Annotated in this window: 15 protein-coding genes; 8 read left to right on the plus strand and 7 right to left on the minus strand. The window is 71.3% G+C overall.

The genetic code is table 11. From position 1 onward, the window contains the following. The first annotated feature begins 65 nt into the window (after positions 1 to 65). The 3 genes from ABZ656_RS01635 to ABZ656_RS01645 all read left to right on the plus strand — a co-directional run bounded on the left by ABZ656_RS01635 (position 66) and on the right by ABZ656_RS01645 (position 5408). Complete coding sequence (locus ABZ656_RS01635) at positions 66 to 1520, plus strand: FGGY family carbohydrate kinase (RefSeq protein WP_360263437.1); 1455 nt, start codon at positions 66 to 68, stop codon at positions 1518 to 1520. A 226-nt stretch (positions 1521 to 1746) separates the two neighbouring features. Further along, positions 1747 to 3480: an ABC transporter ATP-binding protein gene (locus ABZ656_RS01640; protein ID WP_101408157.1), complete on the plus strand. Its 1734-nt coding sequence runs from the start codon at positions 1747 to 1749 to the stop codon at positions 3478 to 3480. Continuing rightward, complete coding sequence (locus ABZ656_RS01645; RefSeq protein WP_101405304.1) at positions 3480 to 5408, plus strand: ABC transporter ATP-binding protein; 1929 nt, start codon at positions 3480 to 3482, stop codon at positions 5406 to 5408. The genes ABZ656_RS01640 and ABZ656_RS01645 overlap by 1 nt, the downstream gene beginning before the upstream one ends. Before the next feature lie 282 nt (positions 5409 to 5690). On the opposite strand, the gene ABZ656_RS01650 is transcribed toward ABZ656_RS01645, so the two are convergent. From ABZ656_RS01650 to ABZ656_RS01670, 5 genes are all read right to left on the minus strand, one after another. Next, a complete protein-coding gene (locus tag ABZ656_RS01650) occupies positions 5691 to 7007 on the minus strand; it encodes an RNA polymerase sigma factor (RefSeq protein ID WP_101405303.1) in 1317 nt (438 codons plus the stop codon). Between the two features lie 179 nt (positions 7008 to 7186). Further along, positions 7187 to 9091, minus strand: coding sequence for a DNA primase (gene dnaG / locus ABZ656_RS01655; RefSeq protein WP_101405302.1), 1905 nt, complete (start codon positions 9089 to 9091; stop codon positions 7187 to 7189). Positions 9092 to 9235: 144 nt separating this feature from the next. Next, positions 9236 to 10501, minus strand: coding sequence for an FAD-dependent oxidoreductase (locus tag ABZ656_RS01660; RefSeq protein ID WP_101405301.1), 1266 nt, complete (start codon positions 10499 to 10501; stop codon positions 9236 to 9238). Between the two features lie 91 nt (positions 10502 to 10592). Next, a complete protein-coding gene (locus ABZ656_RS01665) occupies positions 10593 to 11906 on the minus strand; it encodes a deoxyguanosinetriphosphate triphosphohydrolase (RefSeq protein ID WP_101405300.1) in 1314 nt (437 codons plus the stop codon). Between the two features lie 62 nt (positions 11907 to 11968). Next, a complete protein-coding gene (locus ABZ656_RS01670) occupies positions 11969 to 12793 on the minus strand; it encodes a CbiX/SirB N-terminal domain-containing protein (RefSeq protein WP_360263444.1) in 825 nt (274 codons plus the stop codon). A 354-nt stretch (positions 12794 to 13147) separates the two neighbouring features. Between ABZ656_RS01670 and ABZ656_RS01675 the strand changes: the two genes are divergently transcribed. From ABZ656_RS01675 to ABZ656_RS01690, 4 genes are all read left to right on the plus strand, one after another. After that, entirely contained in the window at positions 13148 to 13855 is a 708-nt protein-coding gene (locus tag ABZ656_RS01675; protein WP_101405298.1) for an ElyC/SanA/YdcF family protein, read from the plus strand. An 8-nt stretch (positions 13856 to 13863) separates the two neighbouring features. Further along, entirely contained in the window at positions 13864 to 15399 is a 1536-nt protein-coding gene (locus tag ABZ656_RS01680; protein ID WP_360263492.1) for a membrane-associated oxidoreductase, read from the plus strand. Positions 15400 to 15649: 250 nt separating this feature from the next. Then, the gene (locus ABZ656_RS01685; protein ID WP_360263447.1) at positions 15650 to 17746 is read left to right on the plus strand and encodes a glycoside hydrolase family 36 protein; all 2097 of its coding nucleotides are present in this window, start codon (positions 15650 to 15652) and stop codon (positions 17744 to 17746) included. A gap of 42 nt (positions 17747 to 17788) precedes the next feature. After that, on the plus strand, positions 17789 to 17989 hold the full coding sequence (locus ABZ656_RS01690; RefSeq protein WP_360263450.1) for a hypothetical protein: 201 nt from the start codon (positions 17789 to 17791) through the stop codon (positions 17987 to 17989). A 118-nt stretch (positions 17990 to 18107) separates the two neighbouring features. Here the strand turns inward: ABZ656_RS01690 and ABZ656_RS01695 are convergent, their stop codons facing one another. Both ABZ656_RS01695 and cutA read right to left on the minus strand, forming a co-directional pair. Further along, entirely contained in the window at positions 18108 to 18518 is a 411-nt protein-coding gene (locus ABZ656_RS01695) for a gamma-glutamylcyclotransferase family protein (protein ID WP_101405295.1), read from the minus strand. Then, positions 18515 to 18931, minus strand: coding sequence for a divalent-cation tolerance protein CutA (gene cutA / locus ABZ656_RS01700; protein ID WP_101408155.1), 417 nt, complete (start codon positions 18929 to 18931; stop codon positions 18515 to 18517). The genes ABZ656_RS01695 and cutA overlap by 4 nt, the downstream gene beginning before the upstream one ends. Before the next feature lie 157 nt (positions 18932 to 19088). On the opposite strand from cutA, the gene ABZ656_RS01705 reads away from it, so the two are divergent. Beyond that, entirely contained in the window at positions 19089 to 20759 is a 1671-nt protein-coding gene (locus tag ABZ656_RS01705; RefSeq protein WP_360263453.1) for a M4 family metallopeptidase, read from the plus strand. Positions 20760 to 21115: the final 356 nt, after the last annotated feature.

The following is a 21115-nucleotide window of genomic DNA, read 5'->3' on the forward strand; positions in this document are numbered from 1 at the left end:
CGCGAGTCGGTCGCCACCGCCCGGCCCGGCGCGCCGATCCCCCGCCGTACGGCAGAATTTCCGCCATGGGGATAGTCGCCGGGTTGGACAGTTCGCCCGATTTCACTCGTATCGTCGTCTGCGACACGGACACGGGAGCCGTGCTCAGGCAGGGATATGCCCCGCATCCGGTGGAAACCACCGAGGGCGGCGGCCGTCCTTCCGATGTCGATCCGCAGGCCTGGCTGCTGTCCCTGGGCGAGGCGGCCGGCGGTGGGCTGCTCGAAGGCGTGCAGGCCATCGGCGTCTCCGCGCAGCAGAACGGGCTCGTACCGCTGGACACGCAGGGCAACACGGTGCGGCCGGCCATGGTCGGCGGTGACAAGCGCGCACAGGTCGCCGCCGCCGATCTCGTCGACGCGCTCGGCGGGCGCGAGGCATGGGCGCAGGCCGTGGGCCACGTACCGCAGGCCGCCCAGCCGGTGACCAAGCTGCGCTGGCTGAACAAGACCGAGCCCGACGCCGCGCTGCGCACCGCCGTGCTGCTGCAGGCACACGACTGGCTGGTGTGGCAGTTGCTCGGGCGGCCGCTGCGGCGGACCACCGACCGGGGCGGGGCCTCCGGGACCGGCTACTGGTCGGCGGCGACCGGCGGCTATCGGCCGGATCTCGTCGAGCTCGCGCTCGGCCACCAGGCCACGCTGCCCGACGTACTGGGCCCGTCCGAGGCGGCGGGGACGACACCCGAAGGGCTGCTGATCTCCGCGGGCACCGGAGAGACCATGGCGGCGGCCTTCGGGCTCGGCATCGGGCTCGGGGACGCGGTCGTGTCCCTCGGCGCCTCCGGGTCCGTGATGGCCGTACACCCCGAGGCGCTGGTCGACTCCTCCGGCATGATCACCTCACTGGCGGACGCGACCGGCATGCACCTGCCGGTGGTCACCACCCTCAACGCCGTACGGACCCTGCGCGGCGCCGTCGAACTGCTCGGCCTGCCCGACCTGGAGAGCCTGTCCGAGCTGGCGATGAAGTCCACGCCGGGCTCCCACGGGCTGGTCCTGCTGCCGTACCTGGAGGGCGAGCGGACCCCGAACCTGCCGCACACCGCCGGGACGCTCGCGGGACTGCGGCGCGAGTCGATGCGGCCCGAACACCTGGCGCGGGCCTCCTTCGAGGGCATGCTGTGCGGGCTCGCGGACGCGCTCGACGTGCTGCGCGGGCGCGGCGTGGACGTACGGCGGGTGTTCCTGCTCGGGGCGGCCGCCGAGCTGCCGGCCGTGCAGGCCGCGGCGCCCGCGCTGTTCGGCGCGCAGGTCGTCGTCCCTCAGCCGGCGGACTACGCGGCGCTGGGCGCGGCCCGTCAGGCGGCCTGGGCCCTCGGCGTCTCGCAGGGCACCCTCGACCCCCAGCTGCCACCTGTCTGGCAGGGTGCGATCGCCCAGATCCTGGAGCCCGGCGAGGAACTGGCCGTGGGTCAGGCCGTACGGCAGCAGTACGTGTCCGTACGGGAACAGACGCATCCGGGAGCGTTCCGGGCATAGGGGGCGTATAGGTGTGCGGAGAGGTGTTTGGAGAGGTGTGTGGAGAGGTGTCCCGGTGGGCGTAGTGGCCGGCATGGGCCCTATGACGTACGTCTCAAGGTCCGGTTCCGGTCCGCTCTTGGTCCGCTCTTGGATTAATCGGTTGAGGTAACGCGGGTGGAGTGTCCGACGATAGGGGGTGGTGCACACCGACCGCACTGCCGTCGACGACTCCGAGAGAAGCCGCGTGCTCATACGACTCCTTCGGACCTACCTCAGTCCGTACAAGAAACCCATCGCTCTCCTCGTGCTGCTGCAGTTCCTGCAGACCTGCGCAACCCTGTACCTGCCGACCCTGAACGCACACATCATTGACAACGGTGTCGTCAAGGGAGACACGGGTTACATCCTGTCCTTCGGTGCCCTGATGATCGGGATCTCGCTGGTCCAGGTCGTCTGCAACATCGGCGCCGTCTACTACGGCGCCCGTACGGCGTCCTCCGTCGGCCGGGACATCCGGGCCGCCGTCTTCGACCGGGTGCAGTCCTTCTCCGCACGCGAGGTGGGCCACTTCGGGGCCCCCTCACTGATCACCCGCACCACCAATGACGTCCAGCAGGTGCAGATGCTCACCCTGATGACGTTCACCTTGCTGGTGTCGGCGCCGATCATGTGTGTGGGCGGCATCGTGCTGGCCCTCGGCCTGGACGTGCCGCTCTCCGCGGTCCTGGTCGCCGTGGTGCCGGTACTCGGCATCGGAGTGACCCTGATCGTGCGCCGGCTGCGCCCGCTGTTCAGGACCATGCAGGTGCGTCTGGACACCGTGAACCGGGTGCTGCGCGAGCAGATCACCGGCAACCGCGTCATCCGCGCCTTCGTCCGGGACGACTACGAGAAGGACCGCTTCGAGTCCGCCAACGCCCAGCTGACCGAGGTGTCCCTCGGTACCGGCCGGATGCTCGCCCTGATGTTCCCGATGGTCATGACCGTCGTGAACCTCTCGTCGATCGCCGTGGTCTGGTTCGGCGCCCACCGCATCGCCAGCGGCGGCATGCAGATCGGCGACCTGACCGCGTTCCTCGCCTACCTCATGCAGATCGTGATGTCCGTGATGATGGCCACCTTCATGTTCATGATGGTGCCGCGCGCGGAGGTCTGCGCCGAGCGCATCGAAGAGGTCCTGGACACCTCGTCGAGCGTCGTGCCGCCGAGCGCACCCGTCGTGGAACTGCGGCGCCACGGCCACCTGGAGATCCGCGGCGCGGGGTTCCGCTACCCGGGTGCCGAGGAGCCCGTCCTGAAGTCCATCGACTTGGTGGCGCGGCCGGGTGAGACGACCGCCGTGATCGGGTCGACGGGCAGCGGCAAGTCGACGCTGCTCGGGCTCGTGCCCCGGCTCTTCGACGCCACCGACGGAGAAGTCCTCGTCGACGGCGTGGACGTGGCGACCGTCGAGCCGAAGCTGCTCGCCAGGACGGTCGGACTCGTCCCCCAGAAGCCGTACCTCTTCGCGGGGACGGTCGCCACCAACCTCCGGTACGGCAATCCGGACGCGACCGACGAGGAGCTGTGGCACGCGCTGGAGGTGGCGCAGGCCAAGGGCTTCGTGGAGCGGCTGGAGAACGGCCTGGACTCGCCGATCGCACAGGGCGGCACCAACGTCTCCGGCGGCCAGCGGCAGCGCCTCGCCATCGCCCGCACCCTCGTCCAGCGCCCCGAGATCTATCTGTTCGACGACTCCTTCTCCGCGCTCGACTACGCGACCGACGCGGCGCTGCGCGCGGCGCTCTCCCAGGAGACCGCCGAGGCGACCGTGGTGATCGTCGCCCAGCGGGTGTCGACCATCAGGGACGCCGACCGGATCGTGGTCCTCGACGAGGGCCGGGTGGTGGGCACGGGGCGTCACCACGAGCTCATGGCCGACAACGAGACCTATCGGGAGATCGTGCTCTCCCAGCTGACGGAAGCGGAGGCCGCCTGATGGCCGGGCCCATGGGACGCATGATGGCCGGGGGCGGCCCCGATCAGCGCTCGATGGATTTCAAGGTGTCCGGGAGGAGGCTCCTGGCCCAGTTCAAACCCGAGCGCGTCACCATGTACGGGATGCTGGTCGCCGTCGTCCTGAGCGTGGGGCTCTCGGTGGTCGGACCGAAGATCCTCGGCAAGGCCACCGACCTGGTCTTCGCGGGGATCATCGGGCGGCAGATGCCGGCCGGCGCCACCAAGGCCGAGGTCCTCGCCTCGATGCGTAAGCGCGGCGAGGGCGGCATGGCCGACATGCTCGCCGGGACGGACTTCACCCCCGGCAAGGGCATCGACTTCAGTGCCGTCGGAAACGTACTGCTGCTCGCGCTCTGTACGTTCCTGCTGGCCGGCCTGCTGATGGCGGTGGCGACGCGCCTGGTGAACCGGGCCGTCAACAAGACCGTCTACCACATGCGCGAGGACCTGCAGGCGAAGCTCTCGCGGCTGCCGCTGTCGTACTTCGACAAGCGCCAGCGCGGTGAGGTGCTCAGCCGCGCCACGAACGACATCGACAACATCCAGCAGACCCTGCAGCAGTCGATGGGCCAGCTGGTGAACTCCCTGCTGACCATCATCGGCGTGCTCGCGATGATGTTCTGGGTGTCGTGGCTGCTCGCGCTGGTCGCGCTCGTCACGGTCCCGCTCTCCTTCTTCGTCGCCACGCGCATCGGCAAGCGTTCGCAACCGCACTTCGTGCAGCAGTGGCGCACCACCGGCAAGCTCAACGCCCACATCGAGGAGATGTACACCGGGCACACGCTGGTGAAGGTGTTCGGGCGGCAGGAGGAGTCGGCGGCGCAGTTCGCCGAGCAGAACGAGAAGTTGTACGAGGCCGGGTTCAAGGCGCAGTTCAACAGCGGGGTCATGCAGCCGCTGATGATGTTCGTGTCGAACCTGAACTATGTGCTGGTGGCGGTCGTCGGCGGTCTGCGCGTCGCGTCCGGCTCGCTGTCGATCGGCGACGTCCAGGCCTTCATCCAGTACTCCCGCCAGTTCTCGATGCCGCTGACGCAGGTCGCCTCGATGGCGAACCTCGTGCAGTCCGGTGTCGCGTCGGCGGAGCGTATCTTCGAACTCCTCGACGCGGAGGAGCAGGAGGCCGACCCGGTGCCGGCGGCGCGCCCCGACGAGCTGCGCGGGCGGGTGGCGCTGGAGAACGTGTCCTTCCGCTACGACCCCGAGAAGCCGCTCATCGAGGACCTGTCGCTGAAGGTCGAGCCGGGCCACACGGTGGCGATCGTCGGCCCGACCGGCGCCGGCAAGACCACGCTGGTGAACCTCCTGATGCGGTTCTACGACGTCACCGGCGGCCGGATCACCCTCGACGGGGTCGACATCGCGTCCATGTCCCGGGACGAACTCCGGGCCGGGATCGGGATGGTGCTCCAGGACACCTGGCTGTTCGGCGGCACGATCGCGGAGAACATCGCGTACGGGGCCTCGCGGGAGGTCACACGCGGGGAGATCGAGGAGGCGGCGCGGGCCGCGCACGCCGACCGTTTCATCCGTACGCTCCCGGATGGCTACGACACCGTCATCGACGACGAGGGTACGGGGGTCAGCGCGGGCGAGAAGCAGCTGATCACCATCGCGCGGGCGTTCCTGTCCGACCCGGTGATCCTCGTCCTCGACGAGGCGACCAGTTCCGTCGACACCCGTACGGAGGTTCTGATCCAGAAGGCGATGGCGAAGCTCGCGCACGGGCGGACCTCGTTCGTGATCGCCCACCGGCTCTCCACGATCCGGGACGCGGACACCATCCTCGTGATGGAGAACGGGTCGATCGTCGAGCAGGGTGCGCATGCGGAGCTGTTGGCGGCCGACGGTGCGTACGCGCGCCTCTACAAGGCCCAGTTCGCCCAGGCGGTGGCCGAGGTCGACTAGCGGGTGTGGGTGGGTAGGCGGGTGCGGGGAGGTGCTTCCTCGCCCCCGCCGCTCCTACCCGTCCCATCCCTGTGGGCTGCGCCCCCAGACCCCCTGTCGGCCTGAACGGCCTCGTCCTCAAACGCCGGACGGGCTGAAAGATGCGCGCCAGCGCTTCTGAGGGGCGCGGGGAACTGCGCGACCAGCCCCCACCGGCCCGTAGTCGAAAGACCACCCTCCGGGGTCTGGGGCGGAGCCCCGGGGATGGGACGGGTAGGGGCGGCGGGGGCGAGAGACGTCGGGTCAGTCCAGGTAGCCGCGGAGTTGGTCCGCGAAGGCGTGGTCCCTCAGTTTGTTGAGGGTTTTGGACTCGATCTGGCGGATGCGTTCGCGGGTGACGCCGAAGATGCGGCCTATTTCCTCGAGCGTGCGGGGACGGCCGTCGGCGAGCCCGTACCGGAGCTGGACGACCTTGCGTTCACGCTCGCCGAGCGTGGAAAGCACCGCTTCCAGGTGTTCCCGCAGGAGCAGGAACGCGGCGGACTCCACCGGCGACGTCGCGTCACCGTCCTCGATCAGGTCGCCGAGCGCCACGTCGTCCTCCTCCCCCACCGGCGCGTGCAACGACACCGGCTCCTGGGCAAGACGCAGCACCTCACTCACCCGCTCCCCAGGAAGGTCGAGGTGCGCGGCGACCTCGTCCGGCGTCGGTTCGTAGCCGCGCTCCTGCAGCATTCGCCGCTGGACCCGCACGACCCGGTTGATCAACTCGACCACATGGACGGGGACCCGGATCGTACGGGCCTGATCGGCCAGCGCCCGCGACATGGCCTGCCGGATCCACCAGGTCGCGTACGTCGAGAACTTGTACCCACGCGCGTAGTCGAACTTCTCCACCGCCCTGATCAGACCGAGGTTCCCCTCCTGGACCAGGTCGAGCATGGTGAGCCCGCGGCCCACATAGCGTTTCGCGACCGAGACGACCAGGCGCAGGTTCGCCTCGATGAGGCGGCGCTTGGCCATGCGGCCCATGACGACGAGTTTGTCGAGGTCGAGGGCGAGCTGACTGTCCAGGTCGGGGGCGAGGCGGAGCTTCTCCTCGGCGAAGAGTCCGGCCTCGACGCGACGGGCGAGTTCGACCTCCTCCGCCGCGGTGAGCAGCGGAATGCGCCCGATCTCGCGCAGGTACTGGCGGAACAGGTCCGAGGAGGGGCCTCCGGTGTCCGTACTGCGTCCTCGGGGCAGTTCGACGGGTTCGGGGACCTCGGCCTCGGTTTCGACCTCCACGGGCTCGGCCTCGGCCTCCGCCTCGACGGCGCCCGCCGCCGGCCCGTCCGGCTCCGTCTCGGGGTGGTGCGCGGCACCCCTCTGCGGGGGCACCGCCGTGACGACGTCGGGCTCGGCGTCCGTATTCGTGTCCGTGAGGTTGTCGGTCTGTGTGAGGGTCTGGGTCTGCACGGGGGCGACCTCCAGGAATGTCGCTGCTGAGGCGTGCGGCAGCGGTACGTCGGGGATGGGGTCGACGGCCTCGCCGCTGTCCATCCCGTAGTCGTTTGGCGGAACCGCGGGAATCGGAAACCCGTCGCGTGCGGGTCGGCCGCGCTCCGAGGACTCAGGCACCGGAACCCAGTGTGGAGTACGACACATCGCCGCCACGAGGGGCGTGCGGTGACTTTTTGCTTCCGGTCCGTGACCCGGTGGTTACCGTGCCGTCCGAGTGCGCAGCTCAGCGCGCGCGAAACCGATTGAAGGGCGTACGGGATTGGCATGTGCGCCGGGCCCATCCGGGCAGGGCGGCCTCAGAGCGCCTCCGCGCCCCGCTCGCGCAGCGCCTGTCCGTACTGCTGGAGCACCCACAACTCGTTCTGCACGGCCGACAGCTGGGCCGGGTCGCCGTGGGCGCTCGCGCGGGCCAGGGCACCCTGGACGTCCACGATGCGGCGCTCGACGGCGCGGCGGCGGACCATGACGAGCTGGTCGCCCGCGTAGGTCTCGTCGACGGTCTTGCGCATGATCGCCTCGACGGCCAGCTCGGTGACCATGGAGCGGACCACGTCGTCCGGGGCGGCCTCGCGGACCCGGACCAGATACTCCTGGGGGTCCTGCGTGCCGTACTCGGCACCGCCCGACTCCATGATCGCCAGGCGTACGGCGGCGTAGGGCGCGGCGGTGAACTCGTCGATCCCGTAGGCGTCGAAGGCCGGGGAGACCAGCTCTGGCCGCTGGAGGGCGAGCTTGAGCAGCTCGCGCTCGGTGGCGTAGACGGGGTTGCGGAGGTTGAGCGCCGGACCGCCCGCGGGCGTCCGGACCGCGGCGTACGTCTGCTGGGGGCGCTGCCCGTCGGCGGGGGCCGGACCCTTGCCGCCGCGGTCGCGGGCCCAACGGGCCAGCTGGGCCACCCGCTTGACCACGAACTGGGTGTCGAGGATGCCGAGCATGCCCGCGAGCTGCACGGCGACCTCGTGCTGGGCGCCGCTGTTCTTGATGCGGGCGACGATGGGCGCCGCCTCGTCCAGGGCTGCCGCGCGCCCCGCCGGGGTCTCCAGGTCGTAGCGCAGGATGATCTGGCGCAGGGCGAACTCGAAGAGGGGCGTGCGGGGTTCGACGAGGTCGGCGACCGCCTCGTCGCCCTTGGCGAGGCGCAGGTCGCAGGGGTCCATGCCGTCCGGCGCGATGGCGATGTACGTCTCGGCGGCGAACTTCTGGTCGTCCTCGAAGGCGCGCAGGGCGGCCTTCTGGCCCGCCGCGTCGCCGTCGAAGGTGAAGATCACGCGGGCCGAGCCGTTGTCCATCAGGAGGCGTCTGAGGATCTTGATGTGGTCGCCGCCGAACGCGGTGCCGCAGGTCGCGATCGCGGTGGTGATGCCGGCCAGGTGGCAGGCCATGACGTCGGTGTAGCCCTCGACGACGACCGCGCGGCTGGCCTTGGCGATGTCCTTCTTGGCGAGGTCGATGCCGTAGAGGACCTGGGACTTCCGGTAGATCGCGGTGTCGGGCGTGTTCAGGTACTTCGGGCCGTTGTCCGCCTCGTACAGTTTGCGCGCGCCGAAGCCGACGACCTCGCCGCCGATGTCGCGGATCGGCCACATCAGGCGCCCGCGGAAGCGGTCGATGGGGCCCCGGCGGCCCTCCTGTGAGAGGCCGGAGAGGAGCAGCTCCTTGTCGGTGAAGCCCTTGCCGCGCAGATGGCGGGTGAGGTGGTCCCAGCCCTGGGGGCTGTAGCCGACGCCGAAGTGCGCGGCGGCGGCCTGGTCGAAACCGCGCTCGGCGAGGAACTTGCGGCCCGCGTCGGCCTCGGGGCTGATGTCGAGCTGCTCCACGTAGTACTGAGCGGCGATCTTGTGCGCCTCGACCAGGCGGATCCGCTCGCCTCGCTGGTGGGAGGGGTTGTACCCGCCCTCCTCGTAGCGCAGGGTGATGCCGGCCTGTCCGGCGAGCCGCTCGACGGCCTCGGAGAACGTGAGGTGGTCGACCTTCATCACGAACGTGATGGTGTCGCCGCCCTCCTGGCAGCCGAAGCAGTGGAAGAGACCCTTGCTGGGGCTGACCTGGAAGGACGGGGACTTCTCGTCGTGGAAGGGGCACAGACCCTTGAGGTTTCCGCCCCCCGCGTTGCGCAGCTGGAGGTACTCGGACACGACGGCGTCGATCGGGACCGCGTCCCGAACCGCCTTCACGTCCTCGTCGTTGATCCTTCCAGCCACGAGGTGATTCTACGGGGCCGGACTGACACTCCTGGGGCGAGGCGAACGCCCTGGCCGGGGGTCCGGGGGTCGCCTCCCCGGAATCACAGCCGGGGGTGGTGTGCCAGTCGACGGCCGCCGTTCGTCGCAGGGACCTCTGATCGGTCAGGGGACAAGGCTCTCCAGCGGTACGTGCGGGTTCGCCAGAGCCTCGGTGTCCACCTGGGCCCGGGACCGGATCAGTCGCTGGATGGGTTCCGTGACGTCCCACACATTCACGTTCATCCCGGCCAGCACCCGCCGGTCCTTCACCCAGAAGGCGATGAACTGGCGCTTGCCCGCGTCGCCCCGGATCACCACTTCGTCGTACGTCCCCGCCGGCGCCCAGCCCGAGTACTCGAGCCCGACGTCGTACTGGTCGGAGAAGAAATAGGGCACGCGGTCGTACACCGTCCCGCGGTCCAGCATCGAGCGGGCCGCCGCCGGTCCGCCGTTGAGAGCGTTGGCCCAGTGCTCGACGCGCAGCCGGGTGTCGAAGAGGGGGTGCGGGAAGGCGGCGACGTCACCGGTGGCGTAGATGTCGGGGTCGGAGGTGCGCAGCCGCTCGTCGACCGCGATACCGCCGCCGTGCGCCCGGTCGGCGATCTCCAGGCCCGCGGCCTCGGCGAGGCCCGTGCGCGGCGCCGCTCCGATGGCCGCCAGGACGTCGTGGGCGAGGTGCTCCTCGCCGTCGTCCGTGCGGGCGGCCAGCACCATGCCGTCCTGGCCGACGATCTCGGTGAGCCGGGCCCCGAAGTGGAAGCGGACGCCGTGCTCGCGGTGCAGCTCGGCGAAGAGCTGGCCGAGCTCGGGGCCGAGGACCCTGTGCAGCGGGGTCGGCCCGTGTTCGACGACGGTGACCTCGGCGCCGTACTCGCGGGCCGCCGCCGCGACCTCCAGGCCGATCCAGCCCCCGCCCGCGATCACGAGGTGGCCGTTGTCACGGCCGAGCGCGGCCAGGACGCCCTTGAGGCGTTCGGCGTGGGCGAGGCGGCGCAGGTGGTGGACGCCCGCGAGGTCCGTCCCGGGGATGTCGAGACGGCGCGGCTCGGCGCCGGTCGCGAGGAGCAGCTTGTCGTAGTGGACGAGGGTGCCGTCGTCGCCGAAGCGGACGGTCTTCGCCGTGCGGTCGATGGCGTCGACGGTCTGGCCGAGGTGCAGCTCCACGTCGTTCTGCGCGTACCAGGCGGGTTCGTGCACGAAGACGCTGTCCCGCTCCTCCTTGCCGAGCAGATAGCCCTTGGAGAGCGGCGGGCGCTCGTAGGGGTGGTCACGTTCGTCGCAGATCAGTATCACGCGGCCGGTGAAACCCTCCGCTCGGAGCGTCTCGGCTGCCTTGGCGCCGGCCAGGCCTCCTCCGACGATGACGAATGTCTGATCCGCGTCGACCACTTGATGCCTCCTCGTAACGTTGTCGCCAAGCGAGCGTCCCGCACGCAGCGTGATGCGGGAAGAGGGTGTGGCCCGATCAGGCCACGCAGGGTCACACTCCGCCGCCGCCTGTGGGGCGGGTGGTGAACCTGAGATGCAGTGAACGTGCCGAGGCGTCGGTGAGCGAGGCAATCTGGTCGACGATCACCCGCTTGCGCGCGCGATCGTCCCCGGCCTCGTCGAACAGCGCCCGGAACTGCGGGTCAAGACCGTCCGGGGCGCGGGCGGTGAGCGCCTCGGCCAGCTCGGCGACGACGATCCGCTGATCGGCGCGCAGCCGCTCCTGCTCGGCACGCTGCATGACGTACCGGTCGGCGACGGCCTTGAGGACGGCACACTCGTGGCGGGCGGCGCGCGGGACGACCAGCTCCGCCGCGTACCGGGTGAGGCGGCCGGCGCCGTACCGCGCGCGGGTGGCTCCCTCGGCGGCCAGGCAGAAGCGGCCGATGAGCTGGCTGGTGGCGTCCTTCAACCGGGCCTGCGCGACGGCCGATCCGTCGTACCCGTGCGGCCACCACTCCTGCTCCAGGAGCCGGTCGAGGGCCTCGGAGAGCTCGACGGGGTCGGTGTCGGCGGGCACGTACCGGCCGATGGCGACCTTGAAGATCTCCTCGCGCTCCGGTTCGGCGTACAGGCAGTTGGGGTCGATGTGGCCGGCGTGCAGACCGTCCTCGACGTCGTGCACCGAGTACGCCACGTCGTCGGACCAGTCCATGACCTGGGCCTCGAAGCACGTACGGGTGCCGGGGGCGCCCTTGCGGATCCAGTCGAAGACCGGCCGGTCGTCCTCGTAGGCCCCGAACTTCGGCGAGGCGGGGTCGGTGGGGTGGGCACCGCGCGGCCAGGGGTACTTGGTGGCGGCGTCGAGGGCGGCGCGGGTGAGGTTCAGTCCCACGCTGACGAGTTCGCCCGTCTCTTCCGAGTGGACGAAGCGCTTGGGCTCGATCCTGGTCAGCAGGCGCAGCGACTGCGCGTTGCCCTCGAAGCCGCCGCAGTCCTCCGCGAACTCGTTCAGCGCCTGTTCGCCGTTGTGCCCGAAGGGTGGGTGGCCGAGGTCGTGGGAGAGGCAGGCCGCCTCGACGAGGTCGGGGTCGCAGCCGAGGGCGGCGCCGAGCTCGCGGCCGACCTGGGCGCACTCCAGGGAGTGGGTGAGGCGGGTGCGGGCGCTGGCGTCCCAGGCCTGACTGCGGGTGCCCGGGGTGACGACCTGGGTCTTGCCCGCGAGGCGGCGCAGCGCGGAGGAGTGCAGCACGCGTGCGCGGTCGCGCTGGAAGGCGGTGCGGCCGGGACGTTTGTCGGGTTCTACGGCCCAGCGCTCGACTGACGTCGGGTCGTACTCGTCGGAGAGGGGTGCGGTGCCGTCCATGTACCCGACAGTAAACGCAGGCAGTGACAAACGGGGCGCGGCCTACCGCCGGGAGTCGTGGATCAGGCCGAGGCCAGCTCGCGTTCCGGGGCCGGTTCGGGGGTCGCCACGACCTGGTCGTAGCGGTGCAGGATCAGGCGGGCCATCGCGGCGTGGGTGCCCAGCGGGGCGGCGGCGATCCAGGGGGCGGCCGCGGCGCACTCGGTGGCGAAGCGGCCGGGCGCGGTGAAGTAGGAGGCGACGGCGATGTGGTGGCGGCCACGCGCGGCCAGGGCGCGCACGGCGGCGGCGACGGTGGGCGCGGCGGCGGAGGCGTACGCGGGGACGACGGGCACGCCGAGGCGTTCGGCCAGCAGGTGTGCGGTGCGGCGGGTGTCGGTGATCGACTCCGGGTCGCGCGAGCCCGCGGCGGCGAGCACGACCCCGCCGGCACGCCGGGCCGCGTCGCTCATCCCGGTCCGCCAGCCGGCCTCGACGAGCCGCGCGTACAGCGTCTCGACGAGCAGGGGGTGCGGGCCGAGCGGGGCGGCGATACGGGCCCGCAGTCCCGGGACGGCGGCCGCGGCCTCGGGAATGTCCCGCTTGACGTGGTAGCCGCGGCTGAGCAGCAGCGGCACGAGGACGGCACCGTCGGCGCCGTCCTCGGCATCGAGGGAGGCGAGCGTGTCGGCCAGCAGCGGTTCGTTGAGCTCGATGTGACCGAGGTGCACGGACAGGTGCGGGCGCAGCTCGCGGACGCGCTCGATCAGGGTGCGTACGGTGCTCAGCGCGCGCGGGTCGCGGCTGCCGTGCGCGACGAGGACGAGCGGCGGCGGCGCGGGACGGCGGGTCCCGTTCAGCGAGACGAGGCTGAGCTGACTGCCGAGCTGGCTGGTGATCGCGTTCATGAGTTGCGCCGTACTGTCGAGGTGGGCGCCACCGAGCGGCCGCCCGCCGGTGGGGGTCCCCCCGCTCGGGCGGAGCCGAGAGTGGGAGAGGGTCCTGGACTCGTCGTGAGAGGGTTTCGACGCCGTCATGAACCGATGGTGACGGTACGAGGTTGCCGCGCGGTTGCACGGGCGTGTCAGGTGTTTTCCAGGGGTTCACGGCCCGGTGCGTCGGCGGTGTGAGCGCCTCCCACCTGCGGTTGCGTGGCGCCGAGTGAGACCGGTCACGGTACCGGGCGAACCGAACGGGCTTACGCTGCGTCCCCATCTGTCGAATACCGACGCGATCGGATGCCACCGGGGGGACGAACAACCATGCCGCGCCTGCCGCACCCGAGGATCCTCAGACCGCGGCTGCCCCGCCTGCCCCGCACCCGCGCCGGGCAGCGGCGGGCCGTGCAGACGGTCATGCTGTCGTGCGTGCTGGCGCTGCTTCCGGTGACCTGGCTGTACGTGAGCACGGCCGACGGGCTGCGCACGACGGCCGACGCACCGCGCACCGAGGTCGCGGTGGTGTTCGGGGCCGGGCTGTGGAACGGCGAGCCGTCCCCGTACCTCGCGCACCGGCTGGACGCGGCGGCGAAACTGTACCGGGCCGGGCGGATCGAGGCCGTGCTCGTCACCGGGGACAACAGCCGCAAGGACTACGACGAACCGGACGCGATGCGGGCCTATCTGACGAAGCGTGGGGTGCCGGACCGGCGGATCGTCAGCGACTACGCCGGGTTCGACACCTGGGACTCCTGCGTGCGGGCCCGGAAGATCTTCGGCGTCCACGAGGCCGTGCTGATCAGCCAGACCTTCCACATCCGACGGGCCGTCGCGCTGTGCCGGGCGGCGGGCGTGCGGTCGTACGGCATCGGGGTCGACGCCACCCACGACGTCACCTGGTACTACGGGGGCACCCGCGAGGTGTTCGCGGCGGGCAAGGCCCTGCTGGACGCGGTGTTCAAGCCCGATCCGCAGTTCCTGGGGCCGAAGGAGCCGGGGGTGGCGCGGGCCCTCGCTGCGGCGCGGAAGTGAGGACGGTCATCGATCCCGCCGGTCTGACGCCCGCGGAACGCCGTGTCTGGGAGGCCTTTCCGCTCGGCGAAGGCGTCGACTTCCGCGAGGAACCCACTTCCTCTTCCGCCGACTCCGGCGGGAACCCCGCCGACGACCCCGCGGCCGGCGCTTCCTGGGGCCCCGAGCGGACCGTGCGCGCCGAGGTGCTGCGGGCACTGCTGATCGACGGACCGACGCACGACGGCGAGATAGCCGGCCTGAAGCTCACCGGCGCGCGCGTCACCGGACAGCTCGACCTCGTGTACGGGACGGTCGCACAGGCCGTGCAGCTGCGGTTGTGCCACTTCGAGCAGGCTCCGAAGCTGTACGGGGCCCGGCTGCGCGCCCTCGTACTGAGCGACTCGGTGCTCCCCGGGCTCACCGCGGGGAACCTGCGCGTCGACGGAATGCTGCGGCTCAGCTGCTGCCGGGTCAGGGGCCCGGTGCGGCTCCAGGGCGCGAAGATCTCCGGCGCCGTGTTCGTCAACGGGGCGCGACTCGGCCGCCCGGCGGCACCGGACACCCCGGACGCCCCGGACCCGGAAGGGGCCGAGGAACCGGTTCTCCAGCTCAACCACGCGGCCATCGGCACCGACCTGTGGGCCGTCGGACTCGTCGCGCACGGCCAGGTACGGCTGAACGGGGCCACGGTCGGCGGCCAGGTGAACCTCGACGACGCCGACCTGCACGTACCGGCGGGCGAGACCGCCCTGCACGCCGAGACCCTGTCGGTCGGCACCGACCTGCGGGCCGTGCGGCTGCGCGCGCGGGGCCGGGTCAACCTGAGCGGGGCGAGGATTCCCCACCAGCTCAATCTGGCCTATGCCCGGCTGTCCAACCCCGGGGGTCCGGCCCTGCGCGCCAGCAGCTGTGTCATCGGCGAGCTGTGGCTGCGCGAGGCCGCGCCGATCGTGGGCACCGTGAACCTGCGCCGCTCCCAGCTGGACCTTCTGCACGTACCTCCGGGGGTGTGGCCCGACCGTGTCCGGATCGACGGCCTCGGCTACCGCACCCTCGCCCCGCATCTGCCCGCCGAGCAGCGGCTGCCGCTGCTGGAACGCGAGGAGGGCGGCTATCTTCCCTACGCCTACGAGCAGTTGGCCGCCGCGTACCGCACGGCGGGCGACGACGCCGCCGCGCGCACGGTCCAGCTGGCCAAACTCCGCCGGCACCGCCGTACCCTCCCCCGCTACGCCAGGTTCTGGGGCCGGCTGCAGGACGTGGCCGTCGGCTATGGTTACCGGCCGATGCGCGCGGCGGGCTGGCTGCTGTTGCTGCTGTGCACCGGTGCCGTCGCCTTCACGCTGCACCATCCGCCCGCCCTGAAGCCCGCCGAGGCACCTGGCTTCAACCCGGTCTTCTACACCCTCGACCTTCTGCTGCCCCTCGTCGACTTCGGTCAGGAGACGGCCTTCGCGCCGCGCGGCTGGTACCAGTGGCTCTCGTATCTGCTGATCGCCGTCGGCTGGATCCTGGCCACGACGATCGCGGCGGGCGTCACCCGCTCCCTGAACCGCCAGTAGCCAGCAGGCGCGCCATGACTCGAAACGGTTGACGGCTCCTGGGAACACGCCTGTTGGCAGGTGCCTCCGGCACTAGTGCCGCGGCAGGCAACGTTTGCCCGTCAAGGAGCGGCGTCCGGTGCGTGCTCCCGGCGTGCCGGCCGGAAGTCCTCGTACTGGACGTACTTGGGCTTTCGGCCGGTGCGGCGAGAGTGCGTGCCGGGCGTCGCGACGGGGCGAACGTTGCCCGTTGCGGCACTAGCATGGCCGCGTGACGCAGGAGTTCAGCTACCGCTGGGGCCATTCCGCACTCACCGCCGATTTCGATCTGGACGGCCGCACACCCCGCCTGGTCCGGCTGACCGTGCCCGGTGAACCGGAGCCCAAGAACGCTGCCGAGGCCGCCGGGACCGCGCTGCCGCTCGTCGACGTGACCCTCCTCGGACAGGGCACCGGCTGGTCCGGGCCGCACTTCACCGGTACGGCGCTCGGGCAGCGTCTGACCCACCGCGCCCACCATGCGACGTACGGCGACGGCTGGTACCACCTCACCGTCCGACTCCAGGACAGGCGGGGCGGTCTGGCCGTCTTCGTCGAGTACTCCTCACCGGACGCGGTGCCCGTGCTGCGTGCCCGCGTCCGACTCCGCAACGACGGCGACACGCCCGTCACCGTGCGCTCCGTGAGCAGTCTGCTGCTGGGCGCGCTGCCTTCACCCGACGTACTCGACGTGCACCGGGCGCGCAACGACTGGCTCGCCGAATGCCGTTGGTACGCCGAGGAGTTGCGGGAGTCCTTGCCCGACGTCGGCCGGGCGTTCCACGGGCACGACGGGCGGGCCGGGTTGCGGCTCGCCGGGCGCGGGAGCCGGCCCACCGACGGGCATCTGGCGATGGGCGCGCTCACCGACCGCACCGACGGGCGCTGCTGGCTCTGGCAGATCGAGTCCGCCGCGAGCTGGCTGTGGGAGGCGGGTGAGGCGGACCACCACACGTACCTCTCCCTGAGCGGTCCGACCGCGGACGACCACCAATGGCGTCACGTCCTGTCCCCCGGAGCGGAGTTCGTCTCCGAGTGCGCGGCCCTCGCGCTCGGCGACGGCTTCGAGGGAGCGCTCAGCGCGCTGACCGACTACCGCCGCCGGATCCGTCGCCCACACCCCGACCACGACCGGCTCCCCGTCGTCTTCAACGACTACATGAACACCCTCATGGGCGACCCGACCACCGAGAGGCTGCTGCCGCTGATCGACGCGGCGGCCGTGGCGGGCGCGGAGTACTTCTGCGTCGACGCAGGGTGGTACGACGACGAGGGCGGGGACGGGGGCACGGGCGGGGACGGCGGCGGGGGCTGGTGGGACAGTGTCGGCGCCTGGCTGCCGTCGGCGCGGCGCTTCCCCGGTCCTGGCGGCCTGCACGCCGTGCTCGACCGGATCCGGGAGCGCGGGATGGTGCCGGGGCTGTGGCTGGAACCGGAGGTGATCGGCGTCCGCAGCCCGCTCGCCACCGAGCTGCCGGGCGAGGCCTTCCTGCGCCACGAAGGCGGTGTGCGCGTCACCGAACAGGGCCGTCACCAGCTGGACCTGACGCATCCGGCCGCCCGCGCGCACCTCGACCGGACGGTCGACCGGCTCGTCGGCGAGTGGGGCGTGGGCTATCTCACGCTCGCCTACGACATCACCACCTCCGCGCCCGGGCTCCTCGACCACACGCGCGCCTGGCTGTCCTGGCTGTCGGCCGTCCTGGACCGCCACCCGGCTCTGGTCGTCGAGAACTGCGGTTCGGGCGGCCTGCGCATGGACGGCGCGTCGCTGGCCGTGGCCCAGCTCCAGTCCACCTCCGACCAGCAGGACCCGCTGCGCTACCCGCCCATCGCGGCCGCCGCGCCGACCGCGGTGCCGCCCGAGCAGGGGGCCGTGTGGACGTACCCGCAGCCGGAGTTCACGGACGAGGAGATCGCCTTCACCCTCGGTTCGGCGCTGTTGGGGCGGGTTCACCTCTCCGGGCGTCTGGACCGCATGACATCGCACCAACTGGGCCTCGTACAGGAAGCGTTGGTGACGTACAAGGCCGTCCGGGGCGATCTGTGCCAGTCGGTGCCGTTCTGGCCGCTGGGGCTGCCGGGGTGGCGGGACGCGTGGGTGTCGCTGGGGATGCGGGTGCCGTTCCTCGACACCACGTATGTGCTGGTGTGGCGCAGGGCGGGCGACGTTCCCGAAGTAGCCCTGCCCGTGGCGCACTTGGCGGGCCGGGAGGCGCGGGTCGACGTACTGCACGGGTCTGCGGGGCCGGTGGTGTGGGACGGGTCTGCGCTGCGGGTGATGTTGCCGGAGGCTCCGGCGGTGCTGCTGACGCGGCTCGACGTATAGCGGTCACCTGGGCGAGGGCGCTCCTCCTGTCACCTGGGACGCGTGCGGCGGGACCGAGAGGCGTTCGTCCGGGGCGAGGAGTCGGTGTCGGCCTGGGACGGGGGGTTCGTCGGGGACGGGGGGTTCGAGGGACTCGACGAGCACGAGTTGATCCCGAGCCCCAGAGCGGCCCCCGCACCCGCGCCGCCCAGCGCGAGGAGACGGCGCCGGGTGATGTCGCTGTCGGTCATGGCGGGACCCTAGGGGCGACCCGGGGCGCGACCGTGGGGGCGCGCGGAGTCACGCGGACTCGCCACCCGCACGAGTGGGCTCCTCAAGAACAGGTGCGCCGGTGCCCTCAAGAACCGGTGCGCCCGTGCCCTCAAGGGCGGACGTGCCAGTCCCCGCCCTCGATGAGCGTGCCGCCGGCCCGCAGCCGCGCGGCGACGGCGGGGGCGGCCACGTACACCCAGGCCCGTACGGCCGTGCCGTCCGCGCGGGTCACCTCCCGCGCCACCCGCTCGTACAGGTTGCGGGGGTCGCCCGGCACGTACTCCTCCAGCCGGTCGAGCGCGCCGAGCAACTGCCCGTACGCCTCCGGGAGCGCGGTGACCAACTCCCCGCGCACGACACCCCCGGGCTCCTCTACGGCGTAGGGATATCCGGGCCCTTCGTACAGCACGGCTCCCCGCATCCGTCCGGGCTCCTCCGACTCCGTACGTCCGCGGAGGAACAGGTCGTGGTTGTGCCCGCCGGGGCGCAGGGTGCCGTAGACGAAGAAGGGGACGGTCACTCGGCGGTCTCTTCCGCCACGGTCTCCTCCGTCACGCTCTCCGCCTCCATGCTCTCCTCCGCCGCAGCCTCCCCCTCGACCCACCGCAGATAGTCCGCGCTCCCCCGGACGACGGGCGTCGCGATGATCTCGGGGGTGTCGTAGTCGTGCGCCGCGAGGAGATACGCCTCCAGCGCGTCGTACCGCGCACCCGTCGTCTTGAACAGCACCTGCCACTCGCCCGCCGTCTCCACCGCGCCCTTCCACCGGTAGACGGACGTCACCGGCCCGGCGATCTGCGCGCATGCCGCGGCCCGCGCCTCGACCGCGCCGCGTGCGAGCGCCTCCGCCTTCTCGGAGGCGTCGGTCGTGGTCAGCACGGTCAGCCAGGCAGCCGTCCCAGCGGCCGTTCCGGTGCCCGCCCCGGCGGTCATCTCCATGATCGTCTCCTTTCGTGAGGGTGCAGAAACGATTCTCGCCGCACCTCGCGCACATCACGCACGCGCTATGGACATGACATGTCATGGACCTTTAACTCTGATTCGACATCAGCGCCCCCACGCGTCTGAGCGCCCCTCCCCGAGGAGACCGATGAGTCGGATCCGGATACGGCAGACCCGAGGTACCCGACCGCACACCCGAGGCCCCCGCCTGGCCGCGGCCGGTGTGGCCGCGGCCGCCACCGCCCTGCTGGCGGCCGCGCTTACCCCCACCGCGGGCGCCGCCGGCCGGCCCAGCCGCGCCACCGCGATCGACAACGCCGCCGCGGCCCTGGTGAAGGAGGCCGCCCGGCTGGGCCTGACCTCCGCCGAGGGCACCAGCGTCCGTGACGTGGTCGTCGACGCGAACGGCGGCCAGCATGTGCGCTACGACCGTACCTACCGGCAACTGCCGGTCCTGGGCGGTGACTTCGTGGTGCACCTCGCCCCCGACGGCTCCTACCGCGGCGCGAACCGGGCCACCTCCCGCGACCTCTCCGTTCCCACCACCAGGCCCGCGCTCGCCGCCCCCGAGGCCGCCGACCTGGCCACCGCCGCGCTGCGCGCCGCGCACCTCGGCGAGACGCTGAAGAAGGTGACGGCCAAGCCCCAGCTCGTCGTGGACGCCCTGCACGGCGCGCCCCGGCTGGCCTGGCGCACCAACGTGGTGGGCCAGGACTCGCTGGGCAACCCGGTCGCCCGCACGGTGCTGACCGACGCCCGCACCGGGCGGCAGATCGACGCGTGGGACAGCATCGAGACGGCGACGGGTGACGGCCAGTCCCTCTACAGCGGCACGGTCGCGCTCGAGACGACCCTGTCCGGAGCGACGTACCAGCTCAAGGACCCGACGCGCGGGAACACGTACACGGGCGACGCGGCGAACAAGACGGACCTGTGCATCTTCGGGATCTGCGTCAGCCGCGCCCCGGCGACCCTCTTCACGGACGCCGACAACCACTGGGGTACCGGGGCGGCTTCGGACCGGTCCTCGGCCGCGGTCGACGCCCAGTACGGCACGAACGAGACCTGGGACTACTACAAATACGTCCACGGCCGTACCGGCATCGCGGGCGACGGCAAGGGCTCGTTCAACCGCGTCCACTACGGCAGCAACTACAACAACGCTTTCTGGGACGACAGTTGCTTCTGCATGACATACGGGGACGGTGACGGGACCACGCTCGGGCCGCTGGTCGCGCTCGACGTGGCCGGTCACGAGATGTCCCACGGTGTCACGTCGAAGACGGCGGCGCTGACGTACTCGGGAGAGTCCGGCGGTCTGAACGAGGCGACCTCCGACATCTTCGGCACGCTGGTGGAGTTCTACGCGCACAACTCCACCGACCCCGGGGACTATCTGATCGGCGAGAAGATCGTCCGCTCCGGCTTCGGCAAGCCGGCCCTGCGGTTCATGGACCAGCCCTCCAAGGACGGCAACTCGGCGAACTGCTGGAGCTCCTCGGTCGGCAATCTCGACGTCCACTACTCGTCCGGTGTCGCGAACCACTTCGCGTACCTGCTCGCCGAGGGCAGCGGCGCGAAGACCATCAACGGGGTCAGCTACAACTCCCCCACCTGCAACAACTCGACGGTCACCGGCATCGGCCGGGACAAGCTCGGTGCGATCTGGTACCGCGCGCTGACGGTCTACATGACGTCCTCGACGAACTACGCGGGCGCGCGGACGGCGACGCTGAACGCCGCGAAGGACCTGTACGGGGCCGGGAGCACGGAGTACAACGCGGTGGCGGCGGCCTGGTCCGCGGTGTCCGTGAGCTGAACATCGGGCGCCCGGCAGGGCCTCGACCGGCAGCCCCGGCGCGTGCGGCACACGCTCGCGCCGGGGCAGCGGGAGCGGTCGGGGACAGGCTCAACCATCCTTGAGGTCAAGGTATCTCCCACCCGCCCCCGTCACCCGTTCGCGCCCCTGCCCTGCGCTCTTCGGGTTCTTTGCCGCGACACACCAGCCGTACACCGATGACCTGCGGGAACGCCATCGATCCGGGCCCTCGGGCACTCCCCTCCCGCGCCCTTTTCCGGCATTTGTGACGCTCTGTCAGGAAGCGGACCGGGCCGACTGCCACTTACCTCGGAAGGGCAGGGACACGACCGACACAGCGGCACTTGGGGGTGCCG

Source organism: Streptomyces sp. NPDC007095, from assembly GCF_040634475.1.
Taxonomy (GTDB): Bacteria; Actinomycetota; Actinomycetes; order Streptomycetales; family Streptomycetaceae; genus Streptomyces.

Excerpts from the sequence above, each read along its gene's own strand:
- ABZ656_RS01635 (WP_360263437.1), top strand. The coding sequence starts at position 66 with ATGGGGATAGTCGCCGGGTTGGACAGTTCGCCCGATTTCACTCGTATC.
- ABZ656_RS01645 (WP_101405304.1), top strand. The coding sequence starts at position 3,480 with ATGGCCGGGCCCATGGGACGCATGATGGCCGGGGGCGGCCCCGATCAG.
- ABZ656_RS01665 (WP_101405300.1), bottom strand. The coding sequence starts at position 11,906 with ATGGACGGCACCGCACCCCTCTCCGACGAGTACGACCCGACGTCAGTC.
- ABZ656_RS01670 (WP_360263444.1), bottom strand. The coding sequence starts at position 12,793 with ATGAACGCGATCACCAGCCAGCTCGGCAGTCAGCTCAGCCTCGTCTCG.
- ABZ656_RS01675 (WP_101405298.1), top strand. The coding sequence starts at position 13,148 with ATGCCGCGCCTGCCGCACCCGAGGATCCTCAGACCGCGGCTGCCCCGC.
- cutA (WP_101408155.1), bottom strand. The coding sequence starts at position 18,931 with ATGACCGCCGGGGCGGGCACCGGAACGGCCGCTGGGACGGCTGCCTGG.
- ABZ656_RS01705 (WP_360263453.1), top strand. The coding sequence starts at position 19,089 with ATGAGTCGGATCCGGATACGGCAGACCCGAGGTACCCGACCGCACACC.